Source organism: Microvirga tunisiensis (assembly GCF_009296175.1).
GTDB lineage: Bacteria > Pseudomonadota > Alphaproteobacteria > Rhizobiales > Beijerinckiaceae > Microvirga > Microvirga tunisiensis.
Window position 1 is genome coordinate 1 of the sequence record NZ_VOSK01000054.1, and the last position, 21,333, is coordinate 21,333.

The following is a 21,333-nucleotide window of genomic DNA, read 5'->3' on the forward strand; positions in this document are numbered from 1 at the left end:
CATGCAGCGCCATCGACGAGAGATCTGGCTCAACATGGTGACTGAGAGATGGCTGCCACGAAATGGGCAGCGTCCCAAGGGATTGATCCCAAACGCCTACGTCAACCTTGACCGCTATAACGGGGGATCACAAGTCTTCTCCTGCCTGCGGGCGCCGCACTCTTCCAACTTGCCTTGGAGAGGCATGAGCAACCGGGTTGGCCTGAACGGTCGGATCGAGGCTGACGATCTTGGCCTGATCGCTATTGGATGCACGTCTCGAATTCAAGCGCATTCCCACATCGAAAGCGTCCAAGCCCTGCGCGTCTTCGGGCCGAAGATCAAGCTTGACCTTGTCTTGATTTTGCCTCAAACGCCTGTTTGAAAATCATACGTGCGTTTTATTTCTGACGAGGAACCCGCATGCGTGCCGCCTTCAAGAGAGTCATTGGCAAGGTTGCCGAGATCGGCGAAAAGCTCGTCCTGCAGATCACGGTCTCCATAGCCGCGACGGTCTGTGTCGCGGCGATCACGAACACCTATCTAGGCAACAGAACGGATGAAGTGGCCGTTGCACCTCAGGAACTGTCACACGCCGAGCCGCACCTCGTGGCGAACCTCCTGCAGGCGAATTTCGTTGCCGATGGCTTCCGCTCCCGGGTCGCGAGCGTCGACGAATTCGCAGCCGTCTTCGGGCCGAACGAGACCCTCGCCTTCTCGCTGCCGATCGCACGCGAGTGGTCCGTTGAGACGGCCGATCTGAAATCCGACACGCCGGCTCAGCCGAAGTCGCGGCAGGTCGTTGCCTCCGCGTGCGCCGACGAGTGCAGCCGTCTTCCGGTCACCGGTATCCTTCCTCCGGTTCGCCCTGCCGTCGATCAAGCCGTCGAAGTCGCGCAGGCCACCGTGCCCTTAGCGGAAGTCCCCGAGCAGCAGTCGTTACAGCTTCTGGGCGTCTCGCTGCCGAACCTTGTCCCATCGCCTGGGCGGATCCTTACGACAGTGACGTCCTGGGGCGGAACCCTGGCCGATCTCGTACTGAAATGAGCCGCGCCTCCGAGCGAACCAGGGAGGCTCTGGTCGAGGCCGCCGCCGTCGTGTTCGCCGAGAAGGGATACGAGGGCGGCTCGGTCCGCGATATCACCCGCAGGGCCCAGGCGAACCAGGCCGCGATCAACTACCATTTCGGTGGCAAGGAAGGCCTTTACCGGGAAGTACTGCGCATGGTCTTTGCGGTATTGAAGGAATCCGACGTCTTGGACGCCGAAAGGCTGGATTCGCTAGAGCCTACGGAGGCTTTGCGGCTCTTCGTGCGGCAGATGCTTCTGCCGCTCCTGAAGCGCAGCGTCCTGGCCCGCTACATCAAGATCCTGAACTGGGAGATCCTGCAGCGGACGGACATCTTCCAGGACTTGGCCATGGCGGAGAACGCGTCACTGGTCACGTCGGCGGAGCGGCTCGTGCGTCGGTTCCTGGGGGAGAGCGCCAGTGCCGAAGAAGTGGCGGTGGCGAGCCTGTGGCTCCTCCACCAGGGCTTCATCTTCGTTCGGGATTACGAATATCTCACCCGTCCACCGCATAACCTGAAGGTCGACGACAGCTTCGTCGAACGTCTGGCCGATTTCCTCACCCGCCTTCTCGCATCCGGTCTGGCCGGAGTGAGGTCCTGAAAACGCCAGTTGGTCTCAACGCGCCTTTGCCGCCGCCTCGCGAACGGCCGCCATGTTGGCCGCGTAGGCCGAGGGGCCGCCCTTGAAGGTTGCGGAACCGGCGACGAGCACATTGGCCCCGGCTTCGGCCACCAGCGGAGCGGTCTCGGCGGTCACGCCGCCGTCGATCTCGATATCGATGTTCCGGTCGCCGACCATCTCCTTGATCCGGCGCAGCTTGGTGCAGACGGACGGGATGAAAGCCTGCCCGCCGAAGCCCGGATTGACCGTCATCAGGAGGATCAGGTCAATGTCGTCGATCACGGGCTCGATCGAGCCTTCATGAGTTCCGGGGTTGAGGACGATGCCGGCCTTCTTGCCGAGCTTTCGGATGGTCTGAAGAGAGCGGTGCAGGTGTGGTCCCGCCTCGGCGTGGATGCTGATGATGTCCGCACCCGCCTTGGCGAAGGCCTCGAGATAGGGATCCACCGGCGCGATCATCAGGTGAACGTCGAAGGGCTTGGACGTATGAGGACGCAACGCCTTCACCACATCGGGGCCGATGGTGATGTTCGGCACGAAATGCCCGTCCATCACGTCGATATGAATCCAGTCCGCACCGGCAGCGTCGATGGCGCGGATTTCCTCTCCGAGCTTGGAGAAGTCGGAGGCGAGGATGGAGGGGGCGATGAGAAGGGGGCGTGTCATGCCGCGCCGGTAGCACGAGCCTTTTCCGGCCGCAACGGGGCATTGCGCCACGACGGCCGTCATCAACCAATCTAAGACCACATGGCTGGGGAGAGGTTGTTTTGTGACAGGAAATCCATGGACGGCCTCGATCCAACGGGAGTAAAGATGGCCTCGTCACAAAGGATATGAGCTCGCTATCCTTGATCGGAAGCGACTTTGAACGGGGCTGAGCCTTCATGCGTAAGGATGTGGTTGTTCTTGGGGCCGGCATCGTCGGCGTGTCGATTGCCGTGCATCTGCAGAAACGTGGACGGTCGGTCCTGCTGGTCGACAAGCGCAAGCCCGGCGAGGAGACCTCCTTCGGCAATGCGGGCCTGATCCAGCGCGAAGGCGTCTATCCTTACGGTTTCCCGCACGATTTCGGCGCCCTGCTGCGCTACGCCCTGAACAACACCATCGATGCCCATTACCATTGGGCGGCGATTCCGAAGCTCGCCCCCTTCCTGTGGCAGTACTGGATGCACTCGCGTCCCGCCCAGCACAAGGCGATCGCGCGGATGTATGCGCCTCTCATCGAGCGCAGCGTCACCGAGCATATGGCGCTGGCGGAGGAATCCGGCTCCACGCAACTGATCCGCCCGACCGGCTGGATGAAGGTGTTCCGCGACGAGAAGAGCCGCGATGAGCAGTTCAAAGATGCGGAAGAGGTGAAGCGCGATTTCGGCGTCAACTTCGATGCGCTCGATACCAGGGCCGTCGCCGAGCGCGAGCCGCACCTCAAGGTGGAGACGAAGGGCGGTATCCATTGGACCGATCCTGCCTCGGTCTCCGATCCTCACATGCTGACCATGGGTTATGTCGGCCTGTTCGAGCGCCTAGGCGGCGAACTGGCATCCGGCGATGCCAGGACGCTCGAGGAAACGGCAACCGGCTGGCGCGTCCAGACGGAAAAGGGACCGGTCGAGGCCGGAGCCGTCGTCATCGCTCTGGGGGCCTGGGCGGATGTGGTCACGACAAAACTTGGATATGACCTGCCACTTGCCGTCAAGCGCGGCTACCACATGCACTACAAGCCGGCGGGCAATGCGGTGCTCAACCGGCCGACGCTGGATTTCGACCGAGGCTATTTCCTGGCGCCCATGTCGAAGGGCATCCGTCTCACGACGGGCGCGGAATTTGCCAACCGCGACGCGCCGAAGACGCCGGTCCAGCTGCAGCGCGCCGAGCCGATCGCCCAGGATTTCTTCCCGCTTGGCGAGCGAGTCGATCCGGAGCCGTGGATGGGCATGCGCCCCTGCACGCCGGACATGATGCCGATCATCGGCAAGGCCCCTCGGCACAAGAACCTCTGGTTCGGCTTCGGCCACGCCCATCACGGCCTGACCCTCGGCCCGGTGACGGGACGGCTTTTGGCCGAAATGATCACGGGCGAGACGCCGGTCGTCGGCCCGAAACCTTATCGGGCGGAGCGATTCTAAGCGCGCGGGAACCGGTCCTTCCAGGCCGCCTGCGCGCCCGGATAGGGCAGGGCCGTTGCCTCGTAGACGCCGCGTGCGATGGCGCGGGTCAGGCAATCGGCTGCCAATGCGGTGAGTTCCGTGAACTCCGCGACCTCCTTTCGGAGTGGCTGGTGGCCTGTGGCCGCGGCAAAGATCGTATCACCATCGAGCAAGGCATGAGAGAAGCGCAGTCCGCGGGCCAAGCCAGCGTGGGAGGCGATGGCGAGGCGCTTGGCCTGAGCTTTCGTAAGTACCGCGTCGGTCGCCACGAGGGCAATTGTAGTGGCTGGTTGAGAGCGACCCTTCCAGATCAGCTGGCGTTTCTCCGGGGTGACCTTGGTAGGGTGCCCGTGCCCGCCGAACTCGTTCTCTTCCTCCAGGGCTCCGGCCCAGAAATGCGGGCCATCTCCAATCACCGCTGAGGCGATGGCGTTTACGATGGCAAGCGCTCCAACTATGTGACCGGAGGAGGTTGTGGCGCTGGCGGAGCCAAGTCCGCCCTTTAAGTTGGCTGTCGTAGCGCCGTAACCGCCTCCGGTAGTGCCGAGGTCAAACTTCAAGTCGGCTTTCTCGGCCGCCTGGAAGCCCAACTCCCGATAGGGCGGATAGAGACCCCAATCCTTGTTGCCGCCGTTGTTCAGGTCAAAGACGACAGCCTGAGAGACTAGAGGTACACGAACATTCCCTACAGGAAAGCCAGTGCCCTGCTGGCGCAGATAAGCCTGAACACCACTTGCGGCATCGAGACCAAAGGCGGAGCCTCCTGAGAGGACAACGGCGTGAATGCCGGGGACCATCTTGTCGGGCTGGAGCAGGTCGGTCTCACGAGTGCCGGGCGCTCCGCCCATTACCTCACAGGAGACGACCGCCGGCTCGTCGAAGAGGGCGACGGTGACGCCGGAGCCGAGGGCAGCATCGTGGGCATTGCCGATGCGAAGGCCGGCGACGTCGGTGATGAGATTGCGGCGCTTTGTCATGGCGTCAAGCAAACCGAAAATCCGCGGCCTTCACAAGCTGGAGAACCGGCCTTTCACCGCCTTTCTCAAGCGGACGTGAAAGGATAGAAGGCTTTCATGCTCAATGTTTCCTATCCGGCCGCGGCGCTCGGCGGCCTCATCAGCTTCCTAAGCCCCTGCGTCCTGCCGCTGGTGCCGCCTTACCTATCCTTCCTGGCCGGCACCACCTTCGACCGCCTGAGCGCGGGCGATGACCGCGCCGTCCGCCAGCGCGCGGTCCTGGCGGCGCTGCTGTTCGTGGCGGGCTTCTCGACCGTCTTCGTGCTGCTGGGCGCGACCGCCTCGGCCCTGGGCCAGGTCATCCGGCAATATCTCGATGTGCTGAGCACGGTGGCGGGCATCGCCATCATTGTGATGGGCCTGCATTTCCTTGGGCTGTTCCGCATCGGGCTGTTCTACCGCGAGGCCCGTTTCAACGTTGCCAGGCCGGTGGGTCTCTGGGGCGCTTATGTCATGGGCCTCGCCTTCGCCTTCGGCTGGACGCCCTGCATCGGTCCGGTCCTGGCGGCGATCCTGACCGTGGCGGGCTCCGAGGACAGCGTCTCCCACGGAGCCTTGCTGCTCGCCGCCTATTCGGCGGGCCTCGGCATTCCCTTCCTGGTGGCGGCCTTCGCCATGAAGCCCTTCGTGGCGCTCCTGAAGCGCATGCGCTCGCGCTTCGCCATGGTCGAGAAGGTCATGGGTGTCCTCCTCGTCCTCACCGGTATCGCGTTTCTCACCGGCTGGATCACCAACATGTCGTTCTGGCTGCTCGAAACGTTTCCGGTGCTCGGACGGCTGGGATAGATCGGCACAGGAATCGGGTCGCTCGAAGGGGCGTTGTTGGTCATCCTGTTGATCTCACACGGAGATCGCTCATGCCCTTCCAAGTCCGCGGCCTCGATGCCGAGCCTTTTGCACCGCTGTTCCAACTGAACGATGCCGATCTTGCGGCCATCGGCGCCCAGCGGGTCTATGCCGATGAGGCCGATGCCTATCCCTGCCGGGTGTCGCTGACGCGGGTCCCGGTCGGGGAGGAGCTTCTGCTGCTCAACCACGCCCATCAGACGACGTCGACCTCACCCTACCGCGCGGCGGGGCCGATCTTCGTCAGCCGGTCCGCGAAGGCGGGAGCGTATCGGGGTGAATTGCCGCCCATGCTGCAGGACCGGCTCCTATCCCTGCGCGCCTACGATGCCAATGCCTTCATCGTCGATGCCGAGGTGGCCGAGGGCGGGGATGTTCTGCAGACGATCGAGCGGTTCTTCGTCAATCCTCAGGTGGCGCATATCGATGCCCATTTCGCCCGGCGCGGCTGCTTCGCGGCTCGGATCGAGCGGGCCTGATCAATTCTCGTTTCGGACCGAATGTCCCGCGTCCTCGAGAGCCGTGACGGCCTTGTCCGTATCGGCCGTCTTCACCAGCACGTAATCGGTGCTGAAGGTCGAGGTGGCGAAGATGCCGATGCCCGCCTTGGCCAGAGGAGCGAGGACCGAGGCCAGGATCCCTGGAACGCTGAAATCGAAGCTCTGCTCGATCCGAAAGCAGCGCCAGCCTGCATCGATCTCGGCCTCGGGCGGGGCCTGATCGAGCGGACAGACGAGGGTCGTTTCCTCGGCTGCCTGGACCAGAAGCGCGAAGGGTGACGGCGGCGGAGCCGCGACGGATGTGCCTACCGGGAAGCGGCAGACCGCATAGGATGCTTCGAGCAGGGACAAACTGAGAGCGGGCATGGTCAAGACATTCCTGAGGCTGGCTGGAAACTCACATCCTTTGTCATCACCGGCCTTGTGCCGGTGATCTCGCTTAAGGAAAGCACAGCGCGTTTCCGAATCGGGATGGCTGGGACAGGCCCGGCCATGACGTCTGAGTTGGGCCGGGAAGCCCCCGGTTTCCTATTCTTGGCCGGATCTCGAGCGATACACCATGAGAAAACCCGCCCTGTTGCCAGGGCGGGTTTCGGATCATTGGCCTGTGGCCGGTCGATTACATGGCGAGTTCGTTGCCGGAGTAGTCGATCTTGCCGTCGGCGCCCTTCTTCCAGACGTACATGATGTAGTCCGGACGGGTGATGTCGCCCTTCTTGTCGAAGGAGATGTCGCCGATGACGGTCTTGAAGGGCTTGCCCGACTTCATGGCGTCGGAGACCTTCTTGCCGTCCGTGCTGCCGGCCTGCTTTGCTGCCTCGGCCAGGATCTGCGTCGCAGCATAGGAGTAGAGCGTGTAGGCTTCCGGCTCGTAGTTCTTGGCCTTGAACTTGGCCACGGCGTCCTTCGCGTTCGGGTTCTTGCGCGGATCCGGCGAGAAGGTCATCAGGGTGCCTTCGGCGCCCGGGCCGGCGATCGAGACGAACTCGGCCGACACGATGCCGTCACCCGACATGAGCGGGGCGTTGAGGCCCTGGTCGCGCATTTGGCGGATGATGAGGCCGGCTTCCGTGTGAAGGCCGCCGAAGTAGACGACATCGACGCCGGCCTGCTTCAGCTTCGAGACGAGAGCGGAATAATCCTTCTCGCCCGGGTTCACGCCTTCATAGACGACTTCCTTCAGGCCCTTTGCGTTCATGGCCTTCTGGGTCTCGTCGGCAAGGCCCTTTCCGTAAGGGGTCTTGTCGTGAACGACGGCAACCTTCTTGCCTTTGAACTTGTCGGCGAGGTAGCCGCCAGCAACAAGGCCCTGCTGGTCGTCGCGACCGCAGGTGCGGAACGTGTTCCACATGCCGCGCTCGGTGAATTGCGGGTTGGTCGAGGCCGGGGTGACCTGGACGATGCCAGCTTCTTCATAGACCTGCGAGGCCGGGATCGAGACGCCGGAGTTGAAGTGGCCGACGACGAACTTCACGCCTTCAGCGGCGAACTTGTTCGCCACCGACACGCCCTGCTTGGGGTCGGAGACATCGTCGCCGACGACGATCTGCAGCTTCTGGCCATTGATGCCGCCAGCTGCGTTGATGTCTTCGACGGCCTGCTCGACGCCGTTCTTCAGCTGGGCGCCGAAAGCCGCGTTCGGGCCGGTAACGGGGCCAGCAACGCCGATTTTGATCTGGGCGCTGGCAGCGCTGGAGAAGGCGAGGCCAAGACCAAGCGCCACGCCGGTCAACAGCATTTTTTTCATGAGGTCACTCCTCTGGGTGGTTTTATAGGCCCCTCTTCCTTGTGGGGCCGGTTTGGCGGGGGGACCCCGCCTTCCGCGGAACATCATGCTTGTTTTTAAGCGGATGTCACCTGGGAATCTTTTTGGCTTAGCCCTTGGTAGCAGACGCCTTTTCCCGCCAGGAAAACGGGCCGGTCCGCTCGTAGAGCCAGCGATATTGGGCGGTCATCATGCGGGCGCGGCGGTACTGGAAACCGAGCGCCCCGATGATCAGCAGCACGATGGTGTCGACGGCATAATAATGGATCGACACCAGCGTTCCCCCGAACAGGGCGAAGTGGATGAAGCGTACCGCTGCGCCCAGGATGAACAGGTAGAGGATCAGGGTCCAGAAGGGGCGCCAGGTAAGGGCGATGGCCCGACCTGTCATCCAGGCGGCCCAGCCGCCCATGAATACGGTGATGAGGAGAAAGAGCCAGACCGACGGCTCTTCGTAGAGGATGCCCTGCATCAGTGATGCCCCCCTTCGAGATAGGCCGCTCGGACCTGAGGATCTTCGAGCAGTTCCCTCCCGGAACCGCTCATGGTGATGTTGCCCGTCACCATCACGTAGCCGCGATGGGCCAGCCTGAGGGCATGGTAGGCGTTCTGCTCCACCAGGAAGACGGTCATGCCGTCCTGCTCGTTCAGCTCTTTGATGATCTGGAAGATCTGCTTCACGATCAGGGGTGCGAGACCGAGGGACGGCTCGTCCAGAAGGAGGAGCTTCGGGCGGCTCATGAGCGCGCGGGCGATGGCCAGCATCTGCTGTTCGCCGCCCGATAGGGTGCCGCCGCGCTGCTGCAGGCGCTCCTTCAGGCGCGGGAACAGGGTGCAGACCCGCTCGAGATCCTGGTCGAAATGGGCCAGCCCATTCATGGACGCGCCCATCTGCAGGTTCTCGAACACCGTCATGCGCGGGAAGATGCGTCGGCCTTCCGGGGACTGGGCGATCGACAGGCGGGCGATCTCGTGGGTCGGCATCTTGGTGATGTCCTTCCCGGCGTAGGTGATCGTGCCCTCGCGAGCGCGCGGGCTGCCGAAGATCGTCATCATCAGCGTGGACTTGCCGGCCCCGTTGGCGCCGATCAGCGTGACGATCTCACCTTCGTTGACATCCATGTCCACCCCTTTCAGGGCGATGATGTTGCCGTAATAGGTCTTCACGCCGCGTACGCTGAGAAGCGGCTGGCGGGCGGCGGAGGCTTGAGGGCTCTGCATCGCGATATTTGCTCCAGCGGTGCTCATGCGCCAATCTCCGCTTCGACCTTTTCGATCTCATCGTCGGCCACGCCGAGATAGGCGGCGATGACCTTGGGGTCGTTCCTGACATCGGAGGGCGAGCCGTCCGAGATCTTGGTGCCGTAGTCGAGCACCACCACGTGATCCGAGATCTGCATCACGACCGACATGTCGTGCTCGATCAGCAGGATCGAGGTCCCCTGATCCCGGCGGATCGACAGGAGGAGTTCGTTGAGCTCGTGCGACTCGCGTGGGTTGAGGCCCGCCGCCGGCTCGTCGAGGCAGAGCAGCAGCGGGTCCGTGCACATGGCGCGGGCGATCTCCAGGCGGCGCTGGTCGCCGTAGGGCAGGTCGCCGGCCGGGTCGTCGGCCCGGTGGATCAGCCGGGCTTTCTCCAGCCAGAACTTGGCCTTCTCGATGGCCTCCTTCTCAGCCTTGCGGTAGCCGCCGATGCCGAGAACGCCGAGGAAGGTGAAGCCGGAGGCGATCATCAGCGGGTTGTGCTGGGCCACCAGCAGGTTCTCGAGCACCGTCATGCCGGAGAACAGACGGATGTTCTGGAAGGTGCGGGCGACCTTGCCCTTCCAGTTGATGTCGTATCCCGGCAGCCGCTCCAGGAGCAGGTGCGAGCCGTCGGGCTTGCGAAGGGCGACCATGCCCTCGGTCGGCTTGTAGAAGCCGGTGATGCAGTTGAAGACCGTGGTCTTGCCCGCACCGTTCGGGCCGATGAGGGCGGTGATGTCGCCGCGCCCGGCCTGGAAGGAGAGGTCGTTGACGGCGACGAGGCCGCCGAAGCGCATCGTGAGATGCTGTACGTCGAGGATGGGATCCTGCAGCCAGCGCATTAGCCGTGTCCTTCCTTCACGAGCGAGCCGGAGATGGCCTTGCGCTCTTTCAAGATCACCGAGGGTTCACGTTCCGAGATCAGGCCGCGTGGACGCCACACCATCATCGCCACCATGCCGGCGCCGAAGAGCAGCAGGCGATACTCGTTCGGATCGAAGCCGGATCCGAAGACGGCCTGCAGGAAGGTCAGGTTGCGCAGGACCTCGGGGCCGCCGACCAGCACGATGGCCGCAATGGCAACGCCGATCTGCGAGCCCATGCCGCCGAGCACCACGATGGCCAGGATGATCGCCGATTCCAGGAAGTTGAAGCTCTCCGGCGAGACGAAGCCCTGGCGGACCGCGAAGAAGGAGCCGGCAAAGCCGCCGAACATGGCGCCGATGGCGAAGGCCGTCAGCTTGGTGTTCGTGGTGTTGATCCCGAGCGAGCGGCAGGCGATCTCGTCCTCGCGCAGGGCTTCCCAGGCACGGCCCACGGGCAGCTTGCGCAGCCGCATGGTGACGAAGTTGGTCAGGAGCGCCAGGAACAAAATGAGATAGTACAGGAAGATCATCCTGTGCATGCCATTGAATTCGAGCCCGAAGGTGGCCGCGAAACCGCCTTCGCCCGCCGTGAAGGGGATGCCGAAGAAGGTCGCGCGCGGGATTGAGGAAATGCCGGCGCCGCCGTTGGTCAGGTCCACCCAGTTGATGAGAACGAGGCGGACGATCTCGCCGAAGGCGAGGGTCACGATGGCGAGATAGTCGCCGCGCAGGCGCAGCACGGGGAAGCCCAGGATCATGCCCCAGAAGGCTGCGAGGATGCCGGCGAGGGGCAAGCAGATCCAGAACGACAGGCCGAAGGTGGTCGACAGAAGGGCGTACGAATAGGCCCCAACCGCGTAGAAGGCCACGTAGCCCAGATCGAGCAGGCCGGCGAGGCCGACTACGATGTTCAGGCCCCATCCGAGCATCACATAGGTGAGGATCAGGATGCCCAGATCGACCCAGTAGCGCGACTCGTTCAGTCCGCCCTGGATCAGGTAGATCAGGAACGGGAAGGCGAGCGCCACGCCGAGGAAGAAGGGAATGGCGAAACGCGACACGTGCTGGAAGGCGCTCGGCTCCCCATGGACCGGCTCCGTCGCCTGATGGGCGCTGGGCGTCGCTTGGCGGTAGGCCCGCGATGCCGTAAAGGCATGAAGCACGAGGCGCAGGCCGAAGACGATCGCACAGATGATCGCCACCAGACCCCAGCGAGGCGTGAGGAAGAGATCGGCGCCGGACTGATCCGTTTTGTAGGCCAGGATCGGGATGGACAGACCCAGCATGATCAGGGCCGTCTTGAAGGCGTCCTTGAGGGCGGCGCCCAGGTCGAAGTTCCGCGTCACGGCCTGGGTCTGGCCCGCGGTGGTGATGGAAGGAGCATTCATGTTCGTGGCTCCTTAAACCTTCTCGACCTCAGGCCGTCCGAGGATACCGGAGGGCATGAAGATCAGGACGATGGCGAGGATCGAGAACGCGGCCACATCCTTGTACTCGATCGAGAAGTAGGCCGACCAGAAGACCTCGATCAGGCCGATGATCAGCCCGCCCAGGACGGCGCCCGGGAGCGAGCCGATGCCGCCCAGAACCGCTGCCGTGAAGGCTTTCACGCCCGGCACGAAGCCGTCGTTGAAGCTCACCACGCCATAATACAGCAGATACATGGTGCCGGCGACCGACGCGAGGGCGGCGCCGATGACGAAGGTCAGCGAGATCGTCCGGTCCACGTTGATGCCGAGGAGGGCTGCCATCTTCCGGTCCTGCTCGCAGGCGCGCTGGGCGCGGCCGAGGGAGGTCTTCTGGACGAGGTACCAGAAGATCGTCAGCAGCACCGCGGTGACGACCATGATGATGATCTGCTTGTAGGAGAGGGCGACGTTGTAGCCGCTTTCGCCCTGGAATAGGACGATCACGTCCTGGACCATCGGCGGGGTCGGCTTGTTGCGCGCTCCTTGCGCCACCTGGACGAAGTTGGACAGGAAGATCGAGACGCCGATGGCCGAGATCAGCGGCGCCAAGCGGAACGAGCCACGCAGGGGCCGGTAGGCGATGCGCTCGATGGCCCAGCCCCACAGGGAGGTGAGCACCATCGCAATGACGAGCACGATCAGCAGCGCCACCGCGACGGACGAGATCCCGAGCCATGTGGTCAGGATCAGGAAGAAGATGAGCGAGATGAAGGCGGAGAGCATGAAGACGTCGCCGTGGGCGAAGTTCACCATGCCGATGATGCCGAAGACCATCGTGTAGCCGATGGCGATGAGGCCGTAGATCGACCCTAGAGTCAGCCCATTGATGAGCTGCTGCACAAAGATTTCCATGTCCTACCCTTGCCCCTCTGGAACGGGGTCATTCTTGGGAAACACTGCAGGAAAGCACGATGCCTGAGCAACGCAAAGCCTGACGTAAGATGCTGGTGTCTCTAGCAAACGGATTTCCGTTCGACAACTTTCTGTTAAGTTTCCTATTACCTCTTATGATGGAATAAGCGGCAAGGGCTGATGCAATACTGTGCAAGGCCGGTTCTGCCTACCGCTTCCAAAGGATAAGGCCAGGGACCATATGGGTCTGAACAGCCTTGTGCTCTGCCTGAAAGAGTGGAAGAGGCTTGTCCCGGATCACAATGTTGAATTCTCAAGCCACTCCCAATTCAGCCGCCACAGGCGCCACCGGCCCCGATGCCGTTCTCTTTCGCGAGGGCATGAGCCGCGCGGCCGCAGCCGTTCATGTGGTCACAACCGATGGATCGGCCGGACGTGCGGGCTTTACGGCCACAGCGGTTACGCCCGTGACGGACAGCCCGGCCTCGCTCCTGGTCTGCATCAACACGGCCTCACGATCGGCGCAGGCGCTTCTGGCCAACCGGGTTTTCTGCGTGAATACGTTGAGTGCCGCCGATCTGGCTCTTGCAGATGTCTTCGCGGGACGTTCCGGCCTCCAGGGGCAGGAGCGCTTTACCATCGGTCAATGGGAAAAGCTGGAGACGGGTTCGCCCGCCCTGACGACGAGCCTCGTCGCCTTCGATTGCCGCATCAGCGATGCGCGGGTCGTCGCAACCCACCATGTCATCATCGGCGAGATCGTTCGCATCCGGCTCGGCGAGATGAAGCCGACCCTGATCTATCAAGGACGGCACTACCACAAGCTCTAAATCTGTGGACAGAAAGCTGAAAGGCCTCCTCACCCGCCGTTGCCGACGAATGAGGAGGCCTCCCGGTCCCGAAGGCCAACAGGATAGCCTTCAGGGGGGCAATGATCGAGGCGGGGTAGGGTTTCAGCTTGGCCGAACATGTCCGACGGAAGCGCTTCGAGCAAAAGAAAGGGCCAGCCTTGCCGAGGGGCAGCGAAGGGGCCCAAAGTTTTTTGAAGGACTGTAGGTGAACAATACCTTCATTGGGCTAACCCGGAAGCCTTAGAGAGGTTTCAGCGCGGCTGCGGATTTCCGGGCCGGATAAAGAAAAAGCCCTTCACAGGGGACAGTGAAGGGCTTTGAGGGTCCCGAAGACCTGGGGCACTGGCCTTCGTAAGAAAGTAATGCCGCAGCGGAAACTTGGTTCCCAAGCATGCTGCGAACACTTGGTCTGAAAGCACGCTCGAAACCTTGTATCTGCATACAAGCTTGGGCGGGAAGGAGTCCCGTTTGCGGGTCATCCGGCGCTCTCTTGATCGCTTATCCATTGGCCTTATGTCTTCAGGTCACATCTGACTCAATCCGTCGAGCCAAGAGGCAGGAGATGTCCGCAAGCCCGAACAGATCCATCCCTGTCCTGGCATCAGACTCCTGCCAAGGGACTCGCTCCTGCCAAGGGACTTGCTCCTGCCAAGCCATCCAAGCTGCAGGCACTTGTCGTCGGGCTCACGACCGATGAACGACATCGCCTTGAAAGGGACATCCCCTCGGACTTCGGGGCTCCAGGAAGATAAGGCCTCGCAGGCTCGAGGAGCATCCCATTGGCCCTCGATCGGCGGCGAGATGGGAGAGCGCATTCGTTCGCATGACTGGGCCGCGACATCGCTGGGGCCGATCCAGACCTGGCCGCAGAGCCTGAGGACCATGGTCGATCTCATGCTGGCCTCGCAGCAGCCGGTCTACATTGCCTGGGGGCCTGAGCTGACGTCGCTTTACAACGACAGCTATGTTCCGATCCTCGGAACCAAACACCCGGAGGCGCTTGGAAAGCCCTATCTGGAGGTGTGGCCGGAAATCTGGGACGAGTACCGTCCCATCGTCGCAGCGACGATGGCAGGAGAGGCGCAGTATTTCATTGACCGCCTGGTGGCCCTGGCGGGCCGTTCGGGCCGGCCCATGAGTTGGTTCAGCTTCTCATGGACTCCGGTCCGGGATGAAGCTGGAAGCATTGCCGGCTTTTATTGCGCTGCGACTGAATCGACGGATAAAATCCTTACCCAGGATGCCCTGCGCGAGAGCAAGGATGATGCGCTTCACGAGACCGGGACACGCTATCGCGCCCTCTTCGAGGCGCTCGATCAGGGGTTCTGCATCGTCGAGATGGTCTTCGACGAACAGAACCGCCCGGTCGATTATGTGTTCGTCGAGGTCAATCCGGTCTTCGAGGAGCAGACAGGGCTGCGCGATGCGGCTGGCAAAAGCATGCGCTCCTTCCATCCCGAGCACGAGCATCACTGGTTCGACACCTACGGCCGCGTGGCGCTGACCGGGGATCCGGAGCGTTTCGAACATGAGGCGGCAGCCCTGGGGCGCTGGTACGACGTCTTTGCCTACCGGATCGGCGACCCAGAGTGGCGGTGCGTCGCGATCCTGTTCGATGACATCACCGAGCGAAAGTTGGCCGAGGACGCCCGCCGTGAAAGCGAGGAGCGGCTCAGGCAGGTGCAGGAGGCTGCAAGGATCGGCAGCTTCGAATTCGACCGAAGAACCAGGAAGGCCGTCGCATCGCCGGAATACCTGGAATTGTACGGGCTCCCCGAAAACCTCTCCGGCTTCTTCTCCTACGAGGACTGGATTGCTCTCGTTCATCCGGAGGACCGGCTGTGGGTCGAGGCGGAAACGCGGGCCGCCGTCGCCGATCCAACTCGTCGTCAGCTCGATTATGAATTTCGAATCTGTCGCGCCGATACCGGCGAGATGCGTTGGATTACCGCGCGGACCAAGCTCATCCGCGATTCCGGAGGACGCTTCGTGCGTTCGCTCGGCGCTCAATGGGACATAACCGCCGAAAAGGACGCCCAAGCGGCCTTACGGGAGAGTGAGCAGCGCTATCGTTCGTTCATCGCGCACAGCACCGAAGGCATTTGGCTTTTGGAGTTCGATCCTCCCCTCGACACGTCCCTGCCGGTCGAGGAGCAGGTCGAGCTTGCCTACCGCAACGGACGCTTCGTGGAATGCAATGATGCCATGGCCGAAATGTACGGACTCGCGCGGGCCGAGGACCTGATCGGCAAGACGTTGGAATTTTCATTGCCTTCGTCGAATCCTGAGGCGAGGGCATATCTTGCTGAGGTCATCCTCTCCAACTACAGCGTGGCCGGCGTCGAGTCGGTCGAGCAGGACGCCTCCGGAAACCGCAAGCACTTCGATAACAGCATGGCCGGAATCATCGAGGACGGTCAGCTGAAGCGGCTTTGGGGGATCCAGCGCGACATCACCGACCGCAAGCAGGCGGAAGAGCAGCGCACCCTTCTGATCCACGAGCTGAATCATCGGGTGAAGAACACCCTGGCCACCGTGCAGTCCATCGCCTCGCAGACCTTACGCAATGCTCCGACCATGCGGGATGCGAAGGAGGCCCTCGAGGGGCGCCTGATCGCCCTTGCCCGCGCTCATGATGTGCTGACGAGAGAAAGCTGGGAGGGAGCCGAGCTCAAGGATATCGTCGGCCAAGCCATCGCCCCCTACACGAGTCGAGATGAGAACCGCTTTCATGTGAGCGGACCCGAGATCCGCTTGTCACCCCGCATGGCTCTGGCCCTGGCCATGGCACTTCAGGAGCTCGCTACCAACGCCGTGAAGTACGGCGCATTGGCGAACGCCACGGGGGAGATCAGGATCACCTGGGAAGTCGAACCGGCCCTGCCCAAGCCCCGCGTTCACTTGCGGTGGGACGAGAGCGGCGGCCCGCCCGTTCGGCCCCCAAGCCGCCGGGGCTTCGGCTCCCGGCTGATCGAACGGAGCCTGTCCCAGGACCTCAATGGGATCGCGCGCATCGAGTTTCGCCCCACCGGCATCGTCTGCACCGTGGATGCTCCGCTGGCATAAAATGGAGGAGAGCTCGATACGGACAGGCCTGGAACCTTCGAGGTGGAACCGTCCTTGAAAGACAAGAACCATTTTTCAAGGACATCTCGATGTTCAAGCTTATCAGAAATCTCCTCATCCTTCGGCAGGCCTGGAAGATCGTGAAACGTCGACGTTAACTCCGGAGCAGCTTCCCCTCGAGCGAGGACGCTACTTTCCTCTCGCCGGTCCCGGAGCATAGGGACTCCAGCCCGTGACCTGGATAAAGCCGTCGCGCGCGGCGACGACCATGTGCTTGCGGTGCTTGTGGACGAGGGTCCCGGGTCGGTAGCGGTGGGGCTCCTCCCAGCCGGTGGCTTCCCAAACGTAGACATAACGGGAATCGATTTGGGCGAAGGCTTCGATGGAGCCGAAGGCGCGGACGGTGCGCAGGACGTCCCGGATGCCTCCCGCCCAGTCGACGGTTCGCTGCGCCTGCGTGATCCGGGGCCAGTAGGTTCCGAGACCCTGGGGTCTCGCTTCGGCCCAGAGCCGGGGAAGATCATCGGCCAGCTGCAGAGAAATACCCTTGGCGGCGATTTGGCACTTGGCGAGCAGAGTATCGTGCGTCTCCGCGCCGCTTAGGGAGAACCGCTTCTGGGCCACAATGGCGCCCGTGTCGAAGGCGGGCTCAAGCACATGGGCCGTCATGCCCCATTCGGGAAAGCGGTCCAGGATGGCCTGGAAGAGCGGGTAGGGCCCCCGTCCTATCGGGAGCGGGGATGGGTGGAAGTTGATGGCATAGGGCAGATGCCGCTCCCAGCGAGTGATCAGCCAGGGATAGCCTGCCACCACCAGGGCCTCGCAGCCCATGGCTTTCAGGCCGGCCAGATCGGCGGGAAGGATCCGCGACATCTGGATCGGCAGCCTCAAGGCGCGGGCGCGGGCGACCGTCACGTCGTTGAAATCGTAGACACTGTCGCAAGGGCGGCTGAAGAGTTTGACCGGCTCCCAGCCCTTGGCGATCAGCGTCTCGAAAACATCTCCGAGAAAATCGATTCCGGCGAAGGCAAAGCGCATTCCCGGTGATCTCCCTCGTCCGGTATTTCCGTTCAGGCTCGCTTCTAGCGCATCGTGCGGACCCAGAGGGCCGCGTCAGCGAAAAGTGGACCCGGTTTCCCGCATCGACGATGCACCAGCCAAGAGGAGGAGCGTCGGATCGATCCTGAAAGTGCAAATCCACTTTTAGGTCCGATGCTCTGCAATCAACGCAAGATCGCGTGGATGTGCAAGTCCATCCACTTGCAGGAACTTCAGTGTGCACTCAAGATTTAGCCTTGAGCATAGAGCAGGAAACCGCCTGTGCCCTTGGGGCGGACACCTGTCGGAAGGGCTCGCTGGAGCTTGAGAGAAGGAGTTCGCATGGTATCCAAGGACTTCATCCGCCAGATGGAAGGCTACGGGCTGACGACCGCCAAGATTCTGTACCGCATGCCGGACCACCCAACCTTCCTGCAGACCTATATCTGGCAGGAATATGATCTGGCTCCCCGCTTTCCCGTCCTCATAGACTTTCTCGATTTCTGGAAACGCGAGCTCGCCGGACCCTTGCACTCGGTCACGATCACCCATGCGCAACTGATCAAGCCCGCGGAATTCCGGGCCATCGAGGGAGAAATCAACATTCACTGAGGCGCTTTGACCCCGGAGCCTTGGCCCGGGACCTTAAGTCAGGTAGAGAGGCGCCCTGAGCATCCCCGAACCTGCCAGGGCTCCTTGTTTTCCAACGCGCGCACTTCTCAAATTCTGCTCGCTCTTGCCTCCCAGCCAGGCGAGCGCCTGACCGTGCGTGAGATCATGGCGGTGCTCCAGGATCGGGCCTTCGCCCTCCTGATCGTCCTCCTGGGCCTGCCGAATTGTCTTCCCATGCCGCCGCCGATCCCGCTGGTCTGCGGTCTGCTCCTGGCGCTCGTCGCCATCCAGATCATCTTTGGCCGGGACGCTCCTTGGTTGCCGCGTCAACTCCTGAACCGGTCGGTCGCCCGTACCGATGTGGAGCGGGCTGTCGGACGCGCGATCCCGGTCTTCCGCCGGCTGGAGCGCTTTTCCCGCCCGCGCATGACCTTTCTCGACACGCCGCTGACCATGCGTCTCATGGGCGCGGTCATCCTGGTTCTGGCTCTGGGGCTCCTCTTCGCGCCGCCTTTCGTGGGGCAGATTCCTTTGGGGCTCGCCGTGTGTCTGGTCGGCTTGGGCCTTGTCGAGCGCGATGGCCTGGTGGTCGTCGGAGGCCTGATCCTGGGCTCCATCGGCCTCACCTTGAGCCTCGGCTTCGTCTACGCGATTTTCACCGGGATCGAGACGCTGATCTAAAAAGCCGCGACCGTCATCCCGGGCTCGCGCCAGAGGCGCGCCCCGGAATGACAGTGGTGGGACGTTTCCCGACGAAGTCTCAATCGTTGTCGTCGTCGAACTCGGGCGCGGACTTGAGCTGGTCCACGGGTGTGGTCAGGACGATGCGCATGTCGTCGTCGTTCCGGGCGGCCGATGGGGTTCCGGTCTGGACGGACCCGGTGGTCGAAGCATCGCCGGCATTCATCTGGAAGGCGCTCAGCGGCAGGGCCACCGTACGGTCACCGAGGCCTTCATCGATCTCGACGACCAGGGCCACAACGCGGCCGTTGCGGTCGAGCACGACATCCTCGACATCGCCGATGTCCTTGTTGTCCGCCCCGAGAATGTCCTGATCCATCAGGTCGGAAACGAGCATGGAGCCGGGGCTCAGCCGGGTGATGAACTCGGACGGACCCGAGGTTGGGGCGCTCGGCTGAGGAGCGGGCGAGGTCTGGGCCATGGCGGCAGAGGTCAGCAGGGCGGAGCCGAGCAGGCCGGCCGTGATCAAAGTCTTCCTCATAGGTTCAATCTCCCAATTGCGTTTTCGGTAGAAGCGTAACGCAACCGAGATCCCTTGGTTCTCAAGCCAAGCTCAGATGGACCGCAGGCCTTGCAGGCTTCACGTGACCCATGCGGCCGGTGAAGTGTGAGGGCGCACTTGCATAAATATTTTGTAATTGTATAACACTAGAGCCAGCATGTGCTGGTCTCATAATGGAGAATCCGGATGAGCAATTTTCTACGGATCGTTGGCTTAACTGTTGCGCTTGCTGCAGCGCCAGTCGCATTGTCTACAGGCGCCTATGCCTTCTCCTGGGGCTGCTCCCAATAAGGGGGGCGCTATCGTAAAGCCCCAAGATTAGTCCCGAACTGCTTTCGGCGAATCCAGCGTCTCTCCTCCGGAGAGACGCTTCTTCAAGACCGGGCAGCCGGTAGGCACTGAGGCGGTTGCCGTACCTCAATCGGCTTCAGATCAGCTTCAGGCCCTTCAGGCTGGCGTGGCCTTCGCGACCGACGATGATGTGGTCGTGGACGGTGATCCCCAGCGGCTTGGCGATGTCGATGATCTCCCGGGTCATCTTAACATCGGCGGAGGATGGCGTCGGGTCGCCGGAAGGGTGGTTGTGCACCAGGATCAGCGCCGACGCCGAGAGTTCGAGGGCCCGCTTGATCACCTCGCGCGGATAGACGGGCGTGTGATCGACCGTCCCCGATTGCTGCACCTCGTCGGCGATGAGCGCGTTGCGCTTGTCGAGGAAGAGCAGCCGAAACTGCTCCTTGTCCATGAAGGCCATGGCGGCCCGGCAATAGTCGATCACGGAGGTCCAGGAGGACAGGACCGGCCGTTTCGCCACTTCGCCCCTGGCGAGCCGGCGGGCGGAGGCTTCCATGATCTTCAGATCGGTGACCACGCTCTCGCCGATGCCCTCTACCTCCATGAGCCGGGCGGGGGAGGCCGCCAGCACCTCGGCGAAGGTGCCGAAGCGCTTCATGAGTTCCTTGGCGATGGGCTTCACGTCCCGGCGCGGGATGGAGCGGAAGAGGACGAGTTCCAGCAGTTCGTAATCCGGCAGCGCATCGCCACCCACCTCCATGAAGCGGGCGCGCAGCCGGTGGCGATGGCCGTGATAATGGGGAGTCTCGTCGCCGCTCATGCCCGCCCGTCGCTGTTGCCGATCGATGCTCCGGGACAGCCCCGGAGCATCGATGTTACTTTGTAGGCTTGAAGCGATGCGGCAGGCTAGTGTCAAGCTGCAGCGTAAGGGGGCTTGTCCAGACCCTTCGGCGAGAAGGTGAGGACCTCGACACCGCTCTCCGTCACGCCGACCGTGTGCTCGAACTGAGCCGAGAGGGAGCGGTCGCGGGTCACGGCGGTCCAGCCGTCGGAGAGCACTTTCACCTGAGGCCGGCCCAGATTGATCATCGGCTCGATGGTGAAAAGCATGCCGGGCTTCAGCTCCACGTTATAGGCCGGCTCCACGTAGTGGAGGATCGTCGGCGAATCGTGGAACACACGGCCGAGGCCATGGCCGCAGAAATCCCGCACCACCGAGCACCGCTCGGCCTCGGCATAGGATTGGATGGCTGCCCCGATATCGTTGGTGGTCGCGCCAGGCTTGACCGCCGCGATGCCGCGCAGGAGGCACTCATAGGTGATCTCGCAGAGCCGCTGCGCCCGGCGCGACACGTCGCCCACATAGTACATCCGGCTCGAATCCCCGTGCCACCCGTCGAGGATCAGGGTCACGTCGATATTCATGATGTCCCCGTCACGCAGGGGCTTGTCGTTGGGGATGCCGTGGCAGACCACGTGGTTGATCGAGGTGCAGATCGTCTTCGTGTAGCCGCGATAGTGCAGGCAGGCCGGGTAGGCGCCATGGTCGCGGATGAAGTCGAAGGCGAGCCTGTCCAGGAATTCCGTCGTGACGCCGGGCTTCACGTAATCGGTCAGCATGTCGAGGCACTCGGCCGTCAGGCGGCACACCCGTCGCATCGCCTCGAAGGCCTCCGGCCCGTGGAGCGGGATCTCGGCGGCACGCTTGCGCTCGACAATCTCGGTTTCAGTCATTTTCGATCCTTGATCTGATGCCCGGAATGTAAGGATCGCTGCGCGCGACGCAAGCAAAGACCTTATGCCCCGCTTGCGATTGGCGTCCGAGGGTGTCATGAGCAACCCTGTTCATCCAT

The 21,333-nt window shown here is 62.7% G+C and carries 22 protein-coding genes; 9 read left to right on the forward strand and 13 right to left on the reverse strand.

Annotation, left to right across the window (positions count from 1 at the left end; translation table 11 throughout):
* Positions 1-402: 402 nt before the first annotated feature.
* Positions 403-1,026 carry a hypothetical protein gene (locus tag FS320_RS15465; protein ID WP_152712747.1) on the forward strand — a complete coding sequence of 208 codons (624 nt, stop codon included), beginning with the start codon at positions 403-405 and terminating at the stop codon, positions 1,024-1,026.
* Positions 1,023-1,649 (forward strand): TetR/AcrR family transcriptional regulator, encoded by a 627-nt coding sequence (locus tag FS320_RS15470; protein ID WP_152712748.1) that lies wholly within the window; start codon positions 1,023-1,025, stop codon positions 1,647-1,649. Before FS320_RS15465 ends, FS320_RS15470 begins: the two co-directional genes overlap by 4 nt.
* 15 nt (positions 1,650-1,664) lie before the next feature.
* On the opposite strand, the gene rpe is transcribed toward FS320_RS15470, so the two are convergent.
* Positions 1,665-2,336 (reverse strand): ribulose-phosphate 3-epimerase, encoded by a 672-nt coding sequence (gene rpe / locus FS320_RS15475; RefSeq protein WP_152712777.1) that lies wholly within the window; start codon positions 2,334-2,336, stop codon positions 1,665-1,667.
* 218 nt (positions 2,337-2,554) lie between these two features.
* Here rpe and FS320_RS15480 point away from each other — a divergent pair, with 218 nt between their 5' ends.
* Positions 2,555-3,796 carry an NAD(P)/FAD-dependent oxidoreductase gene (locus FS320_RS15480; RefSeq protein WP_152712749.1) on the forward strand — a complete coding sequence of 414 codons (1,242 nt, stop codon included), beginning with the start codon at positions 2,555-2,557 and terminating at the stop codon, positions 3,794-3,796.
* On the opposite strand, the gene FS320_RS15485 is transcribed toward FS320_RS15480, so the two are convergent.
* Positions 3,793-4,794 (reverse strand): P1 family peptidase, encoded by a 1,002-nt coding sequence (locus FS320_RS15485; protein WP_152712750.1) that lies wholly within the window; start codon positions 4,792-4,794, stop codon positions 3,793-3,795. The two genes, FS320_RS15480 and FS320_RS15485, sit on opposite strands and share 4 nt — an antisense overlap.
* Before the next feature lie 96 nt (positions 4,795-4,890).
* On the opposite strand from FS320_RS15485, the gene FS320_RS15490 reads away from it, so the two are divergent.
* The gene (locus FS320_RS15490; RefSeq protein WP_152712751.1) at positions 4,891-5,619 is read left to right on the forward strand and encodes a cytochrome c biogenesis CcdA family protein; all 729 of its coding nucleotides are present in this window, start codon (positions 4,891-4,893) and stop codon (positions 5,617-5,619) included.
* A 71-nt stretch (positions 5,620-5,690) separates the two neighbouring features.
* Entirely contained in the window at positions 5,691-6,158 is a 468-nt protein-coding gene (locus FS320_RS15495; RefSeq protein ID WP_152712752.1) for a DUF1203 domain-containing protein, read from the forward strand.
* On the opposite strand, the gene FS320_RS15500 is transcribed toward FS320_RS15495, so the two are convergent.
* The 7 genes from FS320_RS15500 to FS320_RS15530 form a co-directional block, all read right to left on the reverse strand.
* The gene (locus FS320_RS15500; RefSeq protein WP_152712753.1) at positions 6,159-6,545 is read right to left on the reverse strand and encodes an ACT domain-containing protein; all 387 of its coding nucleotides are present in this window, start codon (positions 6,543-6,545) and stop codon (positions 6,159-6,161) included.
* 253 nt (positions 6,546-6,798) lie between these two features.
* The gene (locus tag FS320_RS15505) at positions 6,799-7,926 is read right to left on the reverse strand and encodes a branched-chain amino acid ABC transporter substrate-binding protein (protein WP_162866282.1); all 1,128 of its coding nucleotides are present in this window, start codon (positions 7,924-7,926) and stop codon (positions 6,799-6,801) included.
* Between the two features lie 127 nt (positions 7,927-8,053).
* A complete protein-coding gene (locus FS320_RS15510; protein WP_152712754.1) occupies positions 8,054-8,416 on the reverse strand; it encodes a DUF6867 family protein in 363 nt (120 codons plus the stop codon).
* Positions 8,416-9,192 (reverse strand): ABC transporter ATP-binding protein, encoded by a 777-nt coding sequence (locus FS320_RS15515; RefSeq protein ID WP_152712755.1) that lies wholly within the window; start codon positions 9,190-9,192, stop codon positions 8,416-8,418. The genes FS320_RS15510 and FS320_RS15515 overlap by 1 nt, the downstream gene beginning before the upstream one ends.
* A complete protein-coding gene (locus tag FS320_RS15520; RefSeq protein WP_152712756.1) occupies positions 9,189-10,031 on the reverse strand; it encodes an ABC transporter ATP-binding protein in 843 nt (280 codons plus the stop codon). Before FS320_RS15520 ends, FS320_RS15515 begins: the two co-directional genes overlap by 4 nt.
* On the reverse strand, positions 10,031-11,443 hold the full coding sequence (gene livM / locus FS320_RS15525; protein ID WP_274597177.1) for a high-affinity branched-chain amino acid ABC transporter permease LivM: 1,413 nt from the start codon (positions 11,441-11,443) through the stop codon (positions 10,031-10,033). The genes FS320_RS15520 and livM overlap by 1 nt, the downstream gene beginning before the upstream one ends.
* A gap of 12 nt (positions 11,444-11,455) precedes the next feature.
* Entirely contained in the window at positions 11,456-12,376 is a 921-nt protein-coding gene (locus FS320_RS15530; protein ID WP_152712757.1) for a branched-chain amino acid ABC transporter permease, read from the reverse strand.
* Positions 12,377-12,678: 302 nt separating this feature from the next.
* Here FS320_RS15530 and FS320_RS15535 point away from each other — a divergent pair, with 302 nt between their 5' ends.
* Positions 12,679-13,206 carry a flavin reductase gene (locus FS320_RS15535; RefSeq protein ID WP_152712758.1) on the forward strand — a complete coding sequence of 176 codons (528 nt, stop codon included), beginning with the start codon at positions 12,679-12,681 and terminating at the stop codon, positions 13,204-13,206.
* Between the two features lie 714 nt (positions 13,207-13,920).
* Positions 13,921-16,293: a PAS domain-containing sensor histidine kinase gene (locus FS320_RS15540; protein ID WP_152712759.1), complete on the forward strand. Its 2,373-nt coding sequence runs from the start codon at positions 13,921-13,923 to the stop codon at positions 16,291-16,293.
* A 189-nt stretch (positions 16,294-16,482) separates the two neighbouring features.
* On the opposite strand, the gene FS320_RS15545 is transcribed toward FS320_RS15540, so the two are convergent.
* Positions 16,483-17,331, reverse strand: a complete 849-nt coding sequence (locus tag FS320_RS15545; protein ID WP_152712760.1) for a methionyl-tRNA formyltransferase — start codon at positions 17,329-17,331, stop codon at positions 16,483-16,485.
* 342 nt (positions 17,332-17,673) lie between these two features.
* Here FS320_RS15545 and FS320_RS15550 point away from each other — a divergent pair, with 342 nt between their 5' ends.
* A complete protein-coding gene (locus FS320_RS15550) occupies positions 17,674-17,943 on the forward strand; it encodes an usg protein (RefSeq protein WP_152712761.1) in 270 nt (89 codons plus the stop codon).
* A gap of 84 nt (positions 17,944-18,027) precedes the next feature.
* Complete coding sequence (locus FS320_RS15555; RefSeq protein ID WP_152712762.1) at positions 18,028-18,624, forward strand: exopolysaccharide biosynthesis protein; 597 nt, start codon at positions 18,028-18,030, stop codon at positions 18,622-18,624.
* 79 nt (positions 18,625-18,703) lie between these two features.
* Here the strand turns inward: FS320_RS15555 and FS320_RS15560 are convergent, their stop codons facing one another.
* From FS320_RS15560 to map, 3 genes are all read right to left on the reverse strand, one after another.
* Positions 18,704-19,165, reverse strand: coding sequence for a PRC-barrel domain-containing protein (locus FS320_RS15560; RefSeq protein WP_152712763.1), 462 nt, complete (start codon positions 19,163-19,165; stop codon positions 18,704-18,706).
* 448 nt (positions 19,166-19,613) lie between these two features.
* Positions 19,614-20,300 (reverse strand): RadC family protein, encoded by a 687-nt coding sequence (gene radC, locus FS320_RS15565; protein WP_152712764.1) that lies wholly within the window; start codon positions 20,298-20,300, stop codon positions 19,614-19,616.
* Positions 20,301-20,392: 92 nt separating this feature from the next.
* Complete coding sequence (gene map / locus FS320_RS15570; RefSeq protein ID WP_152712765.1) at positions 20,393-21,214, reverse strand: type I methionyl aminopeptidase; 822 nt, start codon at positions 21,212-21,214, stop codon at positions 20,393-20,395.
* Positions 21,215-21,333: the final 119 nt, after the last annotated feature.

Excerpts from the sequence above, each read along its gene's own strand:
- FS320_RS15510 (WP_152712754.1), bottom strand. The coding sequence starts at position 8,416 with ATGCAGGGCATCCTCTACGAAGAGCCGTCGGTCTGGCTCTTTCTCCTC.
- FS320_RS15535 (WP_152712758.1), top strand. The coding sequence starts at position 12,679 with ATGTTGAATTCTCAAGCCACTCCCAATTCAGCCGCCACAGGCGCCACC.
- FS320_RS15495 (WP_152712752.1), top strand. The coding sequence starts at position 5,691 with ATGCCCTTCCAAGTCCGCGGCCTCGATGCCGAGCCTTTTGCACCGCTG.
- FS320_RS15545 (WP_152712760.1), bottom strand. The coding sequence starts at position 17,331 with ATGCGCTTTGCCTTCGCCGGAATCGATTTTCTCGGAGATGTTTTCGAG.
- FS320_RS15515 (WP_152712755.1), bottom strand. The coding sequence starts at position 9,192 with ATGAGCACCGCTGGAGCAAATATCGCGATGCAGAGCCCTCAAGCCTCC.
- FS320_RS15550 (WP_152712761.1), top strand. The coding sequence starts at position 17,674 with ATGGTATCCAAGGACTTCATCCGCCAGATGGAAGGCTACGGGCTGACG.
- FS320_RS15490 (WP_152712751.1), top strand. The coding sequence starts at position 4,891 with ATGCTCAATGTTTCCTATCCGGCCGCGGCGCTCGGCGGCCTCATCAGC.
- FS320_RS15540 (WP_152712759.1), top strand. The coding sequence starts at position 13,921 with ATGAACGACATCGCCTTGAAAGGGACATCCCCTCGGACTTCGGGGCTC.
- radC (WP_152712764.1), bottom strand. The coding sequence starts at position 20,300 with ATGAGCGGCGACGAGACTCCCCATTATCACGGCCATCGCCACCGGCTG.
- FS320_RS15505 (WP_162866282.1), bottom strand. The coding sequence starts at position 7,926 with ATGAAAAAAATGCTGTTGACCGGCGTGGCGCTTGGTCTTGGCCTCGCC.
- FS320_RS15500 (WP_152712753.1), bottom strand. The coding sequence starts at position 6,545 with ATGCCCGCTCTCAGTTTGTCCCTGCTCGAAGCATCCTATGCGGTCTGC.
- rpe (WP_152712777.1), bottom strand. The coding sequence starts at position 2,336 with ATGACACGCCCCCTTCTCATCGCCCCCTCCATCCTCGCCTCCGACTTC.
- map (WP_152712765.1), bottom strand. The coding sequence starts at position 21,214 with ATGACTGAAACCGAGATTGTCGAGCGCAAGCGTGCCGCCGAGATCCCG.
- FS320_RS15470 (WP_152712748.1), top strand. The coding sequence starts at position 1,023 with ATGAGCCGCGCCTCCGAGCGAACCAGGGAGGCTCTGGTCGAGGCCGCC.
- FS320_RS15560 (WP_152712763.1), bottom strand. The coding sequence starts at position 19,165 with ATGAGGAAGACTTTGATCACGGCCGGCCTGCTCGGCTCCGCCCTGCTG.
- FS320_RS15465 (WP_152712747.1), top strand. The coding sequence starts at position 403 with ATGCGTGCCGCCTTCAAGAGAGTCATTGGCAAGGTTGCCGAGATCGGC.
- FS320_RS15520 (WP_152712756.1), bottom strand. The coding sequence starts at position 10,031 with ATGCGCTGGCTGCAGGATCCCATCCTCGACGTACAGCATCTCACGATG.
- FS320_RS15480 (WP_152712749.1), top strand. The coding sequence starts at position 2,555 with ATGCGTAAGGATGTGGTTGTTCTTGGGGCCGGCATCGTCGGCGTGTCG.
- FS320_RS15530 (WP_152712757.1), bottom strand. The coding sequence starts at position 12,376 with ATGGAAATCTTTGTGCAGCAGCTCATCAATGGGCTGACTCTAGGGTCG.
- livM (WP_274597177.1), bottom strand. The coding sequence starts at position 11,443 with ATGAATGCTCCTTCCATCACCACCGCGGGCCAGACCCAGGCCGTGACG.
- FS320_RS15485 (WP_152712750.1), bottom strand. The coding sequence starts at position 4,794 with ATGACAAAGCGCCGCAATCTCATCACCGACGTCGCCGGCCTTCGCATC.